This window comes from Vibrio eleionomae (assembly GCF_009874545.1).
In the GTDB taxonomy this organism is placed as follows: Bacteria; Pseudomonadota; Gammaproteobacteria; order Enterobacterales; family Vibrionaceae; genus Vibrio; species Vibrio nitrifigilis.
In genome coordinates this window covers 57,621-73,080 of the sequence record NZ_WEKT01000006.1, presented here as the reverse complement: position 1 = coordinate 73,080, position 15,460 = coordinate 57,621, and the positions used below count along the sequence as shown (strand labels likewise).

9 protein-coding genes are annotated in these 15,460 nt (G+C 40.7%); 8 read left to right on the top strand and 1 reads right to left on the bottom strand.

Translation table 11 applies throughout. The annotated features are described in order from the left end of the window. Positions 1–41 precede the first annotated feature (41 nt). Positions 42–1,454: a pyruvate kinase PykF gene (gene pykF, locus F9817_RS05570; RefSeq protein WP_161153968.1), complete on the bottom strand. Its 1,413-nt coding sequence runs from the start codon at positions 1,452–1,454 to the stop codon at positions 42–44. Positions 1,455–1,882: 428 nt separating this feature from the next. Between pykF and F9817_RS05565 the strand changes: the two genes are divergently transcribed. From F9817_RS05565 to F9817_RS05530, 8 genes are all read left to right on the top strand, one after another. After that, entirely contained in the window at positions 1,883–2,653 is a 771-nt protein-coding gene (locus F9817_RS05565) for a DeoR/GlpR family DNA-binding transcription regulator (protein ID WP_161153967.1), read from the top strand. Positions 2,654–2,721: 68 nt separating this feature from the next. Beyond that, positions 2,722–4,554 carry a glutamine--fructose-6-phosphate transaminase (isomerizing) gene (glmS, locus tag F9817_RS05560; protein WP_161153966.1) on the top strand — a complete coding sequence of 611 codons (1,833 nt, stop codon included), beginning with the start codon at positions 2,722–2,724 and terminating at the stop codon, positions 4,552–4,554. Positions 4,555–5,104: 550 nt separating this feature from the next. After that, positions 5,105–5,380 (top strand): hypothetical protein, encoded by a 276-nt coding sequence (locus tag F9817_RS05555; protein WP_161153965.1) that lies wholly within the window; start codon positions 5,105–5,107, stop codon positions 5,378–5,380. 49 nt (positions 5,381–5,429) lie between these two features. Then, positions 5,430–6,218, top strand: coding sequence for a ParA family protein (locus F9817_RS05550; protein WP_161153964.1), 789 nt, complete (start codon positions 5,430–5,432; stop codon positions 6,216–6,218). Positions 6,219–6,246: 28 nt separating this feature from the next. Then, the gene (gene bcsA / locus F9817_RS05545; RefSeq protein ID WP_161153963.1) at positions 6,247–8,352 is read left to right on the top strand and encodes a UDP-forming cellulose synthase catalytic subunit; all 2,106 of its coding nucleotides are present in this window, start codon (positions 6,247–6,249) and stop codon (positions 8,350–8,352) included. After that, entirely contained in the window at positions 8,349–10,556 is a 2,208-nt protein-coding gene (bcsB, locus tag F9817_RS05540; protein ID WP_161153962.1) for a cellulose biosynthesis cyclic di-GMP-binding regulatory protein BcsB, read from the top strand. Before bcsA ends, bcsB begins: the two co-directional genes overlap by 4 nt. A gap of 71 nt (positions 10,557–10,627) precedes the next feature. Continuing rightward, positions 10,628–14,398: a cellulose biosynthesis protein BcsC gene (locus tag F9817_RS05535; RefSeq protein ID WP_161153961.1), complete on the top strand. Its 3,771-nt coding sequence runs from the start codon at positions 10,628–10,630 to the stop codon at positions 14,396–14,398. A gap of 32 nt (positions 14,399–14,430) precedes the next feature. After that, complete coding sequence (locus F9817_RS05530) at positions 14,431–15,441, top strand: glycosyl hydrolase family 8 (protein ID WP_202436351.1); 1,011 nt, start codon at positions 14,431–14,433, stop codon at positions 15,439–15,441. Positions 15,442–15,460: the final 19 nt, after the last annotated feature.

Genomic DNA, 15,460 nt, shown 5'->3' with positions numbered 1-15,460 from the left:
ACGTTGCTTCGGTTTTTTATTATCTGCGTTATCGCGTTCTATTAAAGAACGTGAACAGATGCAGTGTTGGTTGTGCCTGAAGCAACAAGTGCACCAGAAACCATGATAGCAATATCGCCTTTCTTACCTAAACCAGATGCAAGAGCAAGCTCTTTACCTTGGTGGTAGAAATCATCAGTACTCGCAATTTGGTCTACAACAACTGGAGTTACACCTTTAGTTAATACTAATTGTGCCGCAGTTTTCTTGTTTGTCGTTACAGCCAGAATGTTTGCAGTAGGGAAGTACTTACGAACTGAACGTGCTGATTTACCCGCTTCAGTAGCAACGACGATAATTGGTGATGCTAGTTTCTCAGCTGTATCAACCGCACCTTTACATACTGCTTCAGTGATGCGTAAACGTGGGCTGTCTAGACGAGAACCTAATTCTGCTTTTAGCGCTGAATCAGTGCGAGTTGCGATTTGGTTCATGATGGTAACAGCTTCGATAGGGTATTTACCTTTCGCTGTTTCACCTGAAAGCATTACAGCATCAGTACCATCCATGATTGCGTTGGCAACGTCGCCTGCTTCTGCACGAGTTGGGCGAGGGTTTTTGATCATTGAATCAAGCATTTGTGTCGCAGTAATGACTTCTTTACGAGCACGGTTACATTTTTCAATCATCATTTTTTGCGCGAAGATGACTTCTTCTGCAGGGATTTCAACACCAAGGTCACCACGAGCAACCATGATACCATCAGATGCTTCTAGGATTTCGTCGAAGTTATCAACGCCTTCTTGGTTTTCAATTTTAGACAGAATGCGAATGTTTTCGCCGCCATTTGCTTTTAGAACTTCACGAATTTCGCGAACGTCTGAAGCTTTACGGATAAATGAAGCAGCAACGAAATCAACGCCTTGCTCGCAACCAAATTTAAGGTCGTTCTTATCTTTCTCAGCCAAGGCTGGAAGATTAACAGATACACCAGGAAGGTTTACACCTTTGTTTTCACCTAGTGAGCCATTGTTTTGCACCTGACATTTCACTTCGGTATCAGTGGTTGATAGAACTTTCATTTCAATCAAACCATCATCAACAAGGATAGTGTTGCCTTCAGTTAAATCTTGAGCAAAACCAGGGTAAGTCACTGCTACGCGGTCTTTATTACCGATAACAGTTGCGTCTGTTGTGAATGTGAACTCTTGACCAGCAACGAGATCAACGTCTTCACCGTTTTCTAGTTTAATGGTACGGATTTCAGGACCTTTAGTATCCAAAAGGATCGCTAGAGGTTTACCAGTTTCTTCCATTACGCGGCGGAAGTTAGTGATACGAGTACCATGCTCAACAAAGTCACCGTGAGAGAAGTTTAAACGCATTATGTTCATGCCTGCGTTCACTAGTTCAGTAAGCTTCTCATATGACTCAGTTTTTGGGCCAATCGTACAAACGATTTTGGTCTTTTTCATGGAAAATTCTCTCCGGTAAATAATATCAATTTGAAAATTATTTCACTGCCATAAGTGCTCGTGGTGGCAGGTGTATAGCTCTCACTGCCTATCAAGTGTTCTTTTCGAGATGTTTATCACTTATGGCTGAAAGTCTTTCAACAGATTTGATCAATTTGCAACTACATCTGTTAGGTAAAATTTCAGAATTATCGGCATTTCCCTAGGTTACACCGGGAAAGTTACAAAGATACTACGCGTAGTTCTGTAATTTTTTTTCTTTAGGGCTGGAATTCTATCATTTTATTTTAACAATATCACTGCCCAAGAATTGTCTTAGGACAAGGTTTTAGCGCGAAATATTAATTTTTAGGATCAAAATAAATGGACAATAATGTTTCGTTTTAACTATAATAACTTTCGATTCGTAAATTGTAAGTAAAAATAAAATGTCGAAACGAAACACTCAACTGAGAAGACACACAATAACCACTTTAGTTAATGAACAAGGTGAAGTCAGCGTAGAGTCGCTAGCAACTCGATTTGAAACATCAGAGGTCACAATTAGAAAGGATCTTGCTGTTCTTGAAGAGAGTGGGCTTTTATTACGTCGTTATGGTGGTGCTATCGCCTTACCTAAGGAAGTGGTCAGTGAAGAGTTAAGTCCTAAAGTTTCGATTCATAAGTTATCTATTGCAAAAGAAGCCGCTAAGCTCATTCGAGATCATAACAGAATTGTGATCGATAGCGGCCGCACGACCGGCGCTTTAATTGAGCAACTTAATGAGAAAAGAGGATTAGTTGTTATGACGAATTCTCTGCAAGTCGCGAATGCTCTCAGTGAATTAGAAAATGAGCCAACATTACTTATGACAGGAGGAACTTGGGACACTCGTTCTGAATCTTTCCAGGGCAATGTTGCTGAATCGGTGTTGCGTTCTTACGATTTTGACCAACTATTTATAGGTTGCGATGGTATTGATATTGACCGTGGCACAACAACCTTCAATGAGCTTATTGGGCTTAGTAAAGTCATGGCCGAAGTGTCGCGTGAAGTGATTGTCATGGTCGAATCAGAAAAGTTTGGTCGCAAAATTCCAAACTTGGAGTTGTCTTGGGATTGTGTGGATGTACTGGTGTCTGATCCCGAGCTTTCTGATGATGATGTACACCAGATTGAATCTCATGGGGTGCGAGTGATTCGTGCTTCTTTCGCTTAAAAATAATTTTTCGTTAGGCAGTTTGAAAGTAAAAGCTGTCGCTCAAAGACAAAATCTAGGAGCTTGATATGTGTGGAATTGTTGGTGCAGTTGCGCAACGTGATATTGCTGAAATCTTAGTTGAAGGTTTACGTCGTCTTGAATATCGAGGTTACGACTCAGCTGGTGTGGCCATTGTTGATGCCGACTGTAATCTTGAGCGTGTTCGTCGCTTAGGAAAAGTTCAAGAGTTAGCGGATGCGATTGAAACCAAACACGTACATGGAGGAACCGGAATTGCTCATACTCGTTGGGCGACTCATGGTGAACCTTCAGAAGCGAATGCTCACCCACACATTTCTGGTGATATCGCCGTTGTTCATAATGGTATCATTGAAAACTATGAAGTTTTACGTGAAGAATTACGTGCACGTGGTTACGTATTTGAATCTCAAACAGACACGGAAGTGATTGCTCACCTTGTTGAATGGGAACGTCGTACATCTGAGACGTTACTTGAAGCGGTGCAAAAAACGGCAAAACAGCTAGAGGGCGCCTATGGCACTGTAGTTGTTGATCGTAAAGATCCTGAACGTTTAATTGTTGCTCGCTCTGGTAGCCCTATTGTGATTGGTTTAGGGGTGGGTGAAAACTTCCTCGCCTCTGATCAACTTGCTCTTTTAAATGTGACTCGCCGCTTCATTTATCTTGAAGAAGGGGATGTTGCTGAAATCACTCGTCGTGACGTCAATATTTTTGATTTGAATGGGGCGAAAGTAGAACGTGAAGTGACTGAATCAAACGCAGAACATGATGCGGGTGAAAAAGGTAAATACCGTCATTTCATGCAAAAAGAGATCTTTGAACAGCCAACAGCATTAGTGAAAACCATTGAAGGTCGTGTAACCAAAGACTCTGTAATTACTGATAGCATTGGGTTACATGCGACTGAGATTTTGAACAAAGTAGAACATGTTCAATTGATTGCTTGTGGTACTTCATATAACTCAGCAATGGCATCTCGTTACTGGTTTGAATCAATTGCAGGAGTAAGCTGTGATGTCGAAATTGCATCAGAGTTTCGTTACCGCAAATTTGTCACTCGCCCAAATAGTTTATTGATTACATTGTCTCAATCTGGTGAAACAGCTGATACTCTAGCTGCTCTGCGCTTAGCAAAAGAGAAAGGGTATATGTCAGCAATGACTATTTGTAATGTTGCAGGTTCTTCATTAGTTCGTGAGTCAGATTTTGCCTTCATGACACGCGCTGGAACGGAGATCGGTGTGGCTTCGACTAAAGCGTTTACCACACAGCTCGCTGCTTTACTAATGCTAGTGGTTGCTTTAGGTAAGCAGAAAGGTACAGTGGATAAAGCGTTAGAGGCTGAAATTGTAGGTGAGATTCATAAATTACCAAAACAAATCGAAGCAGCTTTAAACTCAGAAAAAGAAATTGAAGTGTTGGCAGAAGATTTTGCGGATAAGCACCATACTCTATTCCTAGGTCGTGGCGAGTATTACCCTATTGCTTTAGAGGCAGCACTGAAACTAAAAGAAATTTCCTACATTCACGCAGAAGCGTATGCTGCAGGCGAGTTGAAACATGGTCCACTTGCTTTGATAGATGCAGATATGCCAGTGGTTGTGGTTGCACCAAGTAATGATCTTTTAGAAAAACTGAAATCGAACATCGAAGAAGTTCGTGCTCGTGGCGGTTTACTCTATGTATTCGCCGATGAAGGTGCTGGCTTTGTGAGTGATGAAACGATGAAAGTTATTACGCTGCCACATGTTAGTGAAATCACAGCCCCAATCTTTTATACCGTACCAATGCAGTTACTGGCGTATCACGTTGCGTTGATTAAAGGAACCGACGTAGACCAACCTCGTAACTTAGCGAAAGCGGTGACTGTTGAGTAATTAAGTTTGCTCTAAATTTAAATGTGGTTGAAGAGTGATAGAGGTGTGGCTTAGGTCACACCTGATCTGATACTTGATTGCTCTTCTACCGTTCCAACACATGTTATGTCCTTATCTTCACTGTGTATCGGCTATCCATTCTTCAGTCAGCCCAATTTATAAGTAGCGCTTTAGAGCGACTTAAAATATCCATCCAAATAAGCAAATAGTTTAATATTATGTCATTGGTTTTATATTTACAGGGTTTTTTTAGCCAATAGTGATTATATTAATTGTCGCTTCGACGCATTGATTATTTATGATTAAAGTAATCAATCCTATCATTTTCTATTAATCTGAAATTAAAAAATATTACTTCAGTAATGCCTGNAGTAATGTCAGATAAAAGAGCAATTATGCTGCAAATTCTCATGTTTGAGAATGTTGATATTTTCATCAATTTCCCCTTCTTTACAATTAGATACATTGTTATAGTTCGCTCCCTTCTCAACATGGACTTATATGAAGAGAGGTGAGTATTATTAATTATGGGATTATTTAAGAGTTCGATATGACTATGTACGATGATTTACAACGTTTTAATTCAAAGATAGATGGACAAAATGTCAGTTTTAAAACGTTTAATTCTCAAGATGTTTTTTCTTTTCTAGATACGTCATCTCCCATTTTTCTACAAATTAAAAATATGAAGAATTCTAATAATGAATTGTCAGAGTGTAATAATGATATTACATCTATAACTGGTATAAATGCAGAAGATGCTTATATAAAGTTAACATCAAAAAGAAAAGCTTCTATTTTCGATTCACTATCAAAAAATAACTAATAACTATCCAATCATTTCCTTTTTAAATGGGTTTAGTAAGGAATATTAAATGCCACTTATTGCAGTTTATTCACCAAAAGGTGGAGTTGGCAAGACAACACTTGTTGCCAATTTATGTCATTCATTCTCTATCATGGGACTTAAGTCTGTAGCCATTGACTTTGACCCACAAAACTCATTGAAATTACACTTTGGTTTATCAGTTTCTGATGAACGAGGTTTCTATAATAATATTTCTGAATTTGATGATTTAAGTAAATACATTATCTCTGAACAAGATAATGTTTATGTGTTACCTCATGGTCCTCGTCACTATGTAGAGAGCAGTGGTTCAAAATCTGTGGATTTTAAATATTCAAATTTAATCAATGGACTAGAAAAGTTACTGCAGCAGAAGAATCTAATGATTGTGGTTGATCTACAAACCGCGAATGAAGAGGTTGCAAATTTATTAGCACCATTCACCGACATATGTTTGATTCCTTTACTTTCTGAAACCGCATCTCTTGCCTTATTACCTGATGTTGAAAAATTTATAGAAGAAATGTCATCAAATAAGAGCGTTATTGCTCCTCAAGTTATCCTTAATCAAATGGATTATAGAAGTCAAATTAGTATTGATGTTGAATCCTTTGTTAAAGATCATTTAAGAGATAATTACTTTGGTGTTATTCATAAAGATCAGACTGTTATTGAAGCGAATGCCAACCAGACTTCTGTGTTTGATATTAATTCATCTTCAATGTCTGCGTTTGATATTAATGCTATCTCACAAAAACTCATGGATAGTCTAAGTGTAAGTATTGGTGATGGATTCGTTCATCAAAATATTGTTTGATGAAATTATAATCTGAGAAAAGCAACTAATGAAAAAATTGTTTTTTTACTTACTATTTATTATTGCTTGTCCATTTTTATGGATAATTATATCAACTCCAATGGGGAGTCATGAGCAATATATATTTGGTATTTTAAGTCTTGCACTTTTATTTATTGCAAATAGAAGTAAACGTAAAGATGTCTCTATTGCCTTAGTGATGATATCTATATTGACTTCAAGTCGATATCTCTACTTTCGCGCAACACAAACGCTCTATTTTAATTCTCAAATAGAAACCGTGTTGGGGTGGGTTCTATTTTTAGCAGAAGTCTATTCTTGGATTATGCTGTTACTTGGCTACCTTCAAACATCAAGTCCTCTCGAAAGAAAAATTGAGCCCCTTCCTGATGATGAATCATTATGGCCAACAGTCGATGTTTATATTCCTACTTATAACGAAAATCTCGATGTAGTACAAGATACTGTATTAGCAGCACAATGTATTGATTATCCTAAAGACAAAATAAAAATTTATATTCTTGACGATGGTAAACGTCGAGAATTTGCTGTTTTTGCAGCAAAAGTAGGAGTGGGATATATCACCCGTTCTGATAACTCGCATGCTAAAGCAGGCAACCTTAATCATGCAATGAAATTAACCAAAGGGGAATTGATTTGTATTTTTGACTGTGACCATGTGGCAACGCGCATATTCTTGCAGGCGACGGTAGGTTCTTTCTTAAAAGATCCTAAATTAGCTTTAATTCAGACACCTCACCATTATTACTCTCCCGATCCTTTTGAGCGTAATTTATATGGTGGGCGCGACATTCCTAACGAAGGTGAGCTATTTTATGGCCCGCTACAAAAAGGGAATGACATGTGGAATGCGACCTTCTTCTGTGGTTCTTGTGCGGTAATTCGTCGTACAGCTCTAGAAGAAATCGGTGGCGTAGCCGTAGAAACTGTTACCGAAGATGCTCATACTGCGCTAAAAATGCAGCGATTAGGTTGGAATTCCGCCTATTTAGGATTGAAGTTGTCGGGTGGTTTGTCCACAGAGCGTATGACGTTGCACATTATTCAGCGTAACCGCTGGGCTCGTGGCATGGTGCAAATTTTTAGAATGGACAATCCGTTATTAGGTCGAGGCCTGACGCTGCCACAAAGGTTATGTTATCTCAGTGCAATGATGTATTTCTTCTTCCCGTTGCCACGATTAATATTTTTAACCGCACCGCTCGCATTTTTGCTGTTTAACTTAAATATTATTCACTCGTCAGCCAGTTTGATTTTTGCTTATGCACTGCCGCACTTCATTATGTCAACGGTGGTATCTTCACGCTTAAATGGCAGTTCACGATACAGCTTTTGGGGAGATATTTACGACTTAGCGTTAGCCTTCCATTTGGTTATCCCGACTATTGTGACAATATTTGCTCCTAAGCGTGGCAAATTCAACGTAACAGATAAAGGTGAGTTGTTAGATAAAACTTACTTTGACCATAATATTGTAAAACCTCACCTTATTACCGCATGTATTTTAACGGTGGGTATCGGTTGGGGAATATACCGTATGTTAGGTTATTCATCCCTTGTTGCTGATACAAGCGTTGTTGGTTTGAATATTGCGTGGACCGCTTATGGCCTATTCTTCTTAATCGCAGCCATTATGGTTGCACGAGAAACTCGCCAAGTCCGTAAAACGATTCGTTTAAATGTCAGTATTCCAACGGTGCTTCATTATTCAAGTGGCATGCTTGCTCGTACCTATACCAAAGATTTATCTATGGGTGGCTGTTTTGTTAATACGCCAGACGACAGACATTTGACAGATGAAATCGAGGCAATTGAACTGCATTTAAGTTCTGGTGTGGTTGCTATTCCTGTTAGTCAGTTGAAATCTAAAAAAGATTCTTCCCGTTTAATGTTTGGTGATATGCCATTGTCTTCACGTAGAGAACTGGTTCGTATTGTTCTGTCTCGCGCAGATGCGTGGATAGATAAACCAAGAGCTAAAGACCGACCATTACGTTCTTTAGGGATGATTATTGCGTGTATGTGGCAAGTTATTCGTTCATTAAAATCAGACAAAAAATATCAAACCCCAGTCAATTTGAATCAGACTGTGGCCTCTAAGGAGTCGTTATGATGGGGCAGTTGAAGTCTCTTACTGGGCTGTTGTGTTTGCTATGTATACTGTGCCAGGTTGTCTATGCTAAAAACCTTGATTCGTTAACCAGCAGTAGCGATATTACCTTTAGTCGCATGGGGTTAACGAATGGCATTACTTTCACTGGTGGCCAAAAAGACGCGGGTTTGGAGTTTCGTTTACCTATCGATACATTAGTATCGAAAGCCCAATTAGTTCTTGACCTAAAAACCAATGACACTATCTCCGATAGCCTGTCATCTCTGGCTGTTATGGTGAATGGTCAGTCGGTTGGGGCGATTCCACTTAATTCAGTAAATAATAAAAAAACGACGTATGAGTTGAATGTTCCAGCTCTATTAGTGACGTCTAGCAACAAGCTGAGCTTTAAGATTGTTGGTACGGATGATCAGGTAACGTGTATCAACGACGACACAGCCTCGACCATTCATATGCTACCAAGCTCGATGATTAAGCTGGATTATCGTCCACTCAATATCGCAGCTGATTTACATCCATTCCCTCAGCCATTTTGGGATAGCCATGAAATGCTTGGTCGAGATGTGGCTTTTGTTTTTGCGAACAATGTGAATTCGACTCAGGTTTCTGCTGCTTCCATATTAGCATCGTGGTTGGGGATCCATGCGAGTTATCGTGGTGTGGATTTCCATGCGTTAAAAGGTCAACTTCCTGATAGTAATGGGATTGTCTTTGGTAAGCCTGGACAAACTATTGGTTCATTGACGCTGCCAAAAACGGCAAAACCATTACTTAAAGTCATTCCGAACCCAGTCGATGCTAATTACAAACTGTTATTAGTAGTGGGAGAGAGTGAAAGTGATTTACGTAGTGCAGTCTATCGCTTAGCTCAAGGTAATTTTGCCTTGCATACCGCGCAATTGGAGGTCAAACCTACCTCGTTACCGCAAAGCAAACCTTATGATGCTCCTCGTTGGATACCAACCGATAAGCCAGTTTTACTCAAAGATCTGATTCAAGACGGGCAGAGTATGCATGTGAAAGGTGTATGGCATAACGCCGTAAACTTCAATTTCCGTGCGGCACCAGATCTGTTTTTGTGGAACGGAAAAACAATTCCTTTAAATCTGCATTATCGTTTCCCTTCTGAATCTTGGATTGATGAAGATAACTCATTCTTGAACGTGGTGTTAAACGACCAGTTCCTTGAAGATTTAACGGTTAATAAACAGGGGTATTTAGAAGGACTTTGGCGCTCTTTAGGTATAGATACACGCCAAGAGAAAGCCCAAATTGGTGTGCAACCTTATATGTTATATGGTGACAACCAACTGTCTCTTTATTTTAACTTGCATGCTAAACCGGATACTCCGTGTGATGTGAAATATGGCGATAACATTACCAGCTTGATTGATGACGATTCGTCATTGGACTTGCGTGGTGCGCGTCATTTTTCATTTTTGCCTAATCTTTCATTCTTTATTGGGGCTTCTTTCCCGTACTCACGTTTGGCTGATTATTCCGAAACAGTACTGCTACTTCCTGCAAATCCTACTGCGGCTCAATTGCAAACTATGTTAGGACTGAGTGCCCGTGCAGGTGCTTCAACAGGAAAAATGATTGTTCGTGTTCAAACTCACCTTGGATATCCTGCGGGAACAAATAGCTTAAAAGGCAAAAATGTACTGGCTGTCAGTTCTCTAAATGATGCCCGTTTTGTTGATAACTTGCTTAAACGTTCGCCATTTTCTTCCACAGGGCAAACACTGCATGTGAAATCTGAATCTTGGTATCGCCAAGTAGAAAATTGGCTCAAGGGTGATTTCCATACCAATACAGAGCTGGCTGATCGTTATCTTTCTTCAAACCGCAATTGGCGTGGATTCTTAAGTTTTGAATCACCTTGGCAAGATGGAAAAGTGGTGATCGCCGCTGTAGCAACCTCTGATAAAGAGCTGGTTAAACTGCATAGTGATCTTAATAACAGTGAGATTAATGCTGGTATTCGTGGAGATTTAGCTGTGATTACAGATAACAGCGGCGTTCATAGCTTCCAAACCTCTGAGCAGTTCGCGACTGGGCAGGTTTCTTGGTATGAGAAACTGATTTGGTATGCGAGTCAATACAGCTCTTTATTTGCCATTTTTATGGTTTTGTTTTCGTTATTTTTGGGCATGGTATTTTTCCGTTTGTTAAGTAGTCATGCACGAAACCGCTTGAAATAAGATTGAGATTTTTTAATACAATGAACAATAACTTCCTTAAGACTTTCTCTTTGTTATGTTGTGTAGAGTTGATGCAATTGGGTTCATCTTCAATAGCTTTAGCAGATACACAAGCGGATTCATCGGTATCGTCATTAATTAAACAAGCCCAATATTGGCACGAAAAAGCAAATGATAAGTTAGCCATTGAATCATTACAAAAAGTGCTGATGGTGGATGCGAACAACGCTCAAGCGCTCTATATGATGTCTCTTTTGGCACGTCAGCGTGGTGATAATTTAGCGGCCGCCCAATGGAAAAAACGTCTCACTATTGCTCATCCAGATTCATCTGAGCTGCAGTTACTCAATACGTCGATCTCATTACAAAAACTGCCTAAACAGCAGGTTGACTTAGCACGCGAGCAAGCCCGTCGAGGGGATGTAAGCGGCTCGATTAAGACATGGAATAAAATCTTCCCTAATGGGAAGGTTCCGTTATCACTGGCTGCAGAATATTACCTGACTATGTCAGGTGATAAATCGTTGTATAACAATGCGGTTAAAGGGTTAAGAAGCGTTACCAAAAGTCATCCTAACGATGTTCAACTTGGCATCGCCTATGGCAAAGTGCTGACTTATCGCGAGCGTAATCGTCGTCAAGGGATTCGTATCTTAGAGCATTATGCGCATGACAATAAGTCAGCTGATGATGCTTTAAAACAAGCATTGCTATGGCTCGCTCCTAAAGCATCCGATAAGTACCATTATCAGAAGTGGGATAAACGTCATCCTAATGAACATAAGGTAATGGCCCACTATCAACGTAGTACAGGTAGCAAAGCAATTAGCACCGCTTTTAATGAGTTGAATAGTGGTAATTTGGCGAAAGCAAAATCCATTTTTAATGATATTTTACGACGTTCTCCGCGAGATGCAGATGCATTGGCTGGTTTAGGTTACGTATATTTGCATGAAAATGATTACCCTAACGCAGCTAAATATCTAAATCTTTCTGCTAAGCAAGGTGGTAGCCAGGCGGCAAAACGTAGAAAGCAAGCGCATGAGGCGTCTTTCTACGCAGATCTTGCAAAAGCAAAATCTGCGTATGCAGAAGGGGATGTTACCCAGGCATTATTGATAAGCTCATCATTAATTGAAGAGAAAGGCGATGCTGGTGTCTCCGCTAAACTTTTCAGAGCCGACGTTCTGCGCCATCAAGGTAAGTATTCCGCGGCAGAAGAGTTATTACGCCAAGTCTTATCTGAAAAACCAACAGACTCGCAAGCGAAAGAATCGCTGTATTATGTGTTAGCTGAACAGAATCATTATGATCAAGCGAATCTACTTTTGCGTAGTATGCCTAAGGATTTTCAGCGTAAGGTCCAAGCAGCAGATAAGTACTCGCACATTCGTGATTTAGCTCATGAAGCGATTAAATTTGGTGACTTTGATACGGCGACTGTGATTTTAGAGAACGGTCTTAAGCGTATTCCAAATAACCCTTGGTTGCGCCTTGAATTAGCACGTTTGTATAAAAAACAGGGGCATACTGAAGCGGCTGAAGCAACGATTCGTCCACTTGAACGAGATGGGGTCAGTAATGAATCTCTGTATGCAGCAGCTATCTTTGCTAGTGAAGATAAAAAATGGCGTCAAGTTCATGATCTGATTGCTCGAGTTCCTTTAGATAAGCGTGATGAGAAAGAAAAGCAGCTGTTTGAAGTGTCTGGTTTCAACTTATCTCTAGATAATGCCCGCTTGTTCTTGGCAAAAGGTAACAAGAAAGAAGCGCTCTCTTTACTGCTCTCTCTTAAAGAAAAAACAGGTTCTAATCCACTGAGTGTCGGACGCGTTGCCCAACTATTGATGAAGGCAGGCGATAAAAGCGGTGCGGTTGTCATGGTGCGACAGAACATCGAATCTGGCATATCCAGTAATGCTGGGGATTACGCAAATCACGTGGCGGTTCTGTATCAAGCTGGATTATTAGATGAAGCGCAAAACTTGCTTAATGATCCGCGTTTGATCGCCAATAGTACCCCTGAGCAGTTATCGATTGCACGTAATGTGTATGTGATTAATGAAGCGGATCACCTGCGTGAATTAGGGGATTATGCACCTGCGTACGATATGTTAGCTCGGGCACTTCAGGATGAACCGAAAAATACGGCGTTAATGTTAGCAATGGCTCGCTTGTATCAATCTGGAAAGATGAACAATAAAGCGATGACCGTTTATCGTTACTTGATTGACAACCAGTTGGATAAAACTCAGGAAGCTCGATTAGGTGCGATCAATGTCTATCTCGCTGAAGGAGAAGCGGATAAGGCTCAAGCGCTTTATGCTCAACTCCCTGAAAGTAACGCCCCTGAACGTTTACTGTTGCATGCTCGTATCTATCAAGCACAAGGAAAACCCCGTTTAGCATTAGCTGAATTACGTAGTGCTCGTGGGCAATTACTTGGCTTTAAATCAAACGGTAAATCAACCTCACCACTAGTGGGAGGTATGGTAATTGCTGATAACCCGTTCACTTCTCACACGACTGAGAAGAATGATGAGCCGTCTAGCTCAGTGTATGGCACGGCAATGCCTTGGCAAGTCAATGGTCAGGCACAAAAGACGTCGCAGAATTATTCTGAACGTACTGATTTACCAGCTCTGAGTGCAGATCAGCAGACGCTGACAGAGGTTGACTCCTTATTGACTCAAATCCATAAACAGAACTCAACATGGGTTCAAGGTGGTATCCAAGTTCGCAGCCGAGATGGAGAAAGTGGTTTAAGTAAATTAACTGAAACACGAGTACCATTACAGTGGTCTACTGTGCCTTTTGGTCATTCTCGCTTAGCTGTCAATATTGATGCGGTTAGCCTTGAGTCTGGTGCATCTTCTGATGAAGCCAGCCGTCGTTTCGGTACTGGGGCTCTCATCCAAGGGGAAGTTGCTGAATCTGAGGGAGTTTCAACTACCTCCGGTGATGACTTACCAGATATCGATTCTCAAGGTGCCAAACGAGAAAATGGTGTTGAGGTAAAAGCAGCACTAAGTGGTGATAACTATGATGCGGATATTGGTACCACGCCTTTAGGTCTTGAGTATGTTACTTTGGTGGGGGGGGCAACTTATAAAGCGCAACTCTCAGATCATGCTTACTTATCATTAACCGGTGAACGCCGCTCAGTGAAAGATAGTTTGCTTTCTTATGTTGGGGTTAAAGATAGTTACTCTGGTAAATACTGGGGACAGGTGACTAAAAATGGTATTCATGCCCAACTGGGTTATGACGATGGCGATGCGGGCTATTATGCTGATGCTGGAGCTTGGAAGTACTTAGGTCATTCGGTTCAAGATAACGAAAGCATGGAATTTGGTGCCGGTTTCTATGTACGACCGTACAAATATGACGATCGTAGCTTACAAGTAGGCATGGATGTTCGATACAAGGACTTTACGCATAACTTGAGTTACTACAGCTTTGGTCACGGTGGTTACTTCAGTCCTCAGAACTACATCAGTTTCACTATTCCGGTGGATTACACCCAAGACTACGACAAGTTGTCTTTGAAACTAGGCGGTTCCGTTGGCTTTCAATCCTATAGTCAAGACAAAGCGGAATATTTTCCAGGGCAGAGTACGTTGCAATCAGAATTGCAAACTTATGTCGACTCTGGTTACGCTGAAGAAGCGTATTACAGTGCCAAGAGTACCTCTGGAATGGGCTTTAACATTCATGCCAACCTTGAGTACCGTTTACAAGATGATCTGACGCTTCAAGCGAAAGTGAGTTATGACACCTTTGGTGACTATAATGAGTCTCTCGCCTCTATCATGTTGCGTCGCTCGTTTGGTGGTAATTAATGATCGTGACTGAAATAAAGGATTAGTCATTGGTGAAAAAACGATCTTATTTTATGGCCCTATTGATGTGGGGCCTTTTATCCTTCGTTCCTGTATCTGCAATGGCAACATCATTGGATTGGTCAACATTCAAAGCTCGTTTTATGGCTCAGGATGGGCGAATTATTGATACTGGAAATCATAATATCAGTCATACAGAAGGTCAGGGATTTTCGATGTTATTTGCGGTTGCAGCAAATGATAAACGGAGCTTTGACCAAATTTGGCACTGGACGCGAAAATACCTAAGAGATCCTCATTCTGGGCTATTTTATTGGCGGTACAATCCAATTGCTGCTAACCCTGTGGCTGATAAAAATAATGCTTCAGATGGTGATGTAATGATCGCTTGGGCTTTATTGAAAGCGGCGCATCGCTGGCATGTCCCTCAATATCTGACGGAATCGGATACGATTGTTAAAGCAGTATTGAAGTATGTGGTTGTGGATGTCGCTAACTATAAAGTCATGCTACCTGGGCGATACGGATTTGAAAATGATACATCAGTAACGTTAAATCCATCCTACTTCATTTTCCCTGCTTGGCGAGATTTTGAACGTAGGACGCACCTAGCAACGATTTCGCAATTGATTGATGACGCTCAAAGGTTGATGAACAATATCAACTGGGGAACGTATCGTTTGCCGACGGATTGGATTAGTTTATCGAGAACTGGCACTACCAGCCCAGCATCGGCTTGGCCCGCTAGAGTCAGCTATGATGCGATACGTATTCCTCTATATACCAAATGGGCAGATAGAGATAATCCGATTTTGATGCGTTGGCAGCAATGGTTTGCTCATTATCCTCGCGCTCAAATGCCTGCTTGGGAAAATATGGTTAATCATAACAAGGCGCCTTACGCCATGAATGGTGGATTATTGGCTATTCGTGATTTTACGATGGATCAATTGGCGTACAGTAGTACGAAAATTGTGCCAAAAGATGATTACTATTCGTCAAGTTTGAAGCTATTAACTGCTCTAGCGGACCAACGTTTTTGATTTTTGCATAAAAAACAAC

Excerpts from the sequence above, each read along its gene's own strand:
- pykF (WP_161153968.1), bottom strand. The coding sequence starts at position 1,454 with ATGAAAAAGACCAAAATCGTTTGTACGATTGGCCCAAAAACTGAGTCA.
- F9817_RS05565 (WP_161153967.1), top strand. The coding sequence starts at position 1,883 with ATGTCGAAACGAAACACTCAACTGAGAAGACACACAATAACCACTTTA.
- glmS (WP_161153966.1), top strand. The coding sequence starts at position 2,722 with ATGTGTGGAATTGTTGGTGCAGTTGCGCAACGTGATATTGCTGAAATC.
- F9817_RS05555 (WP_161153965.1), top strand. The coding sequence starts at position 5,105 with ATGACTATGTACGATGATTTACAACGTTTTAATTCAAAGATAGATGGA.
- F9817_RS05550 (WP_161153964.1), top strand. The coding sequence starts at position 5,430 with ATGCCACTTATTGCAGTTTATTCACCAAAAGGTGGAGTTGGCAAGACA.
- bcsA (WP_161153963.1), top strand. The coding sequence starts at position 6,247 with ATGAAAAAATTGTTTTTTTACTTACTATTTATTATTGCTTGTCCATTT.
- bcsB (WP_161153962.1), top strand. The coding sequence starts at position 8,349 with ATGATGGGGCAGTTGAAGTCTCTTACTGGGCTGTTGTGTTTGCTATGT.
- F9817_RS05535 (WP_161153961.1), top strand. The coding sequence starts at position 10,628 with ATGCAATTGGGTTCATCTTCAATAGCTTTAGCAGATACACAAGCGGAT.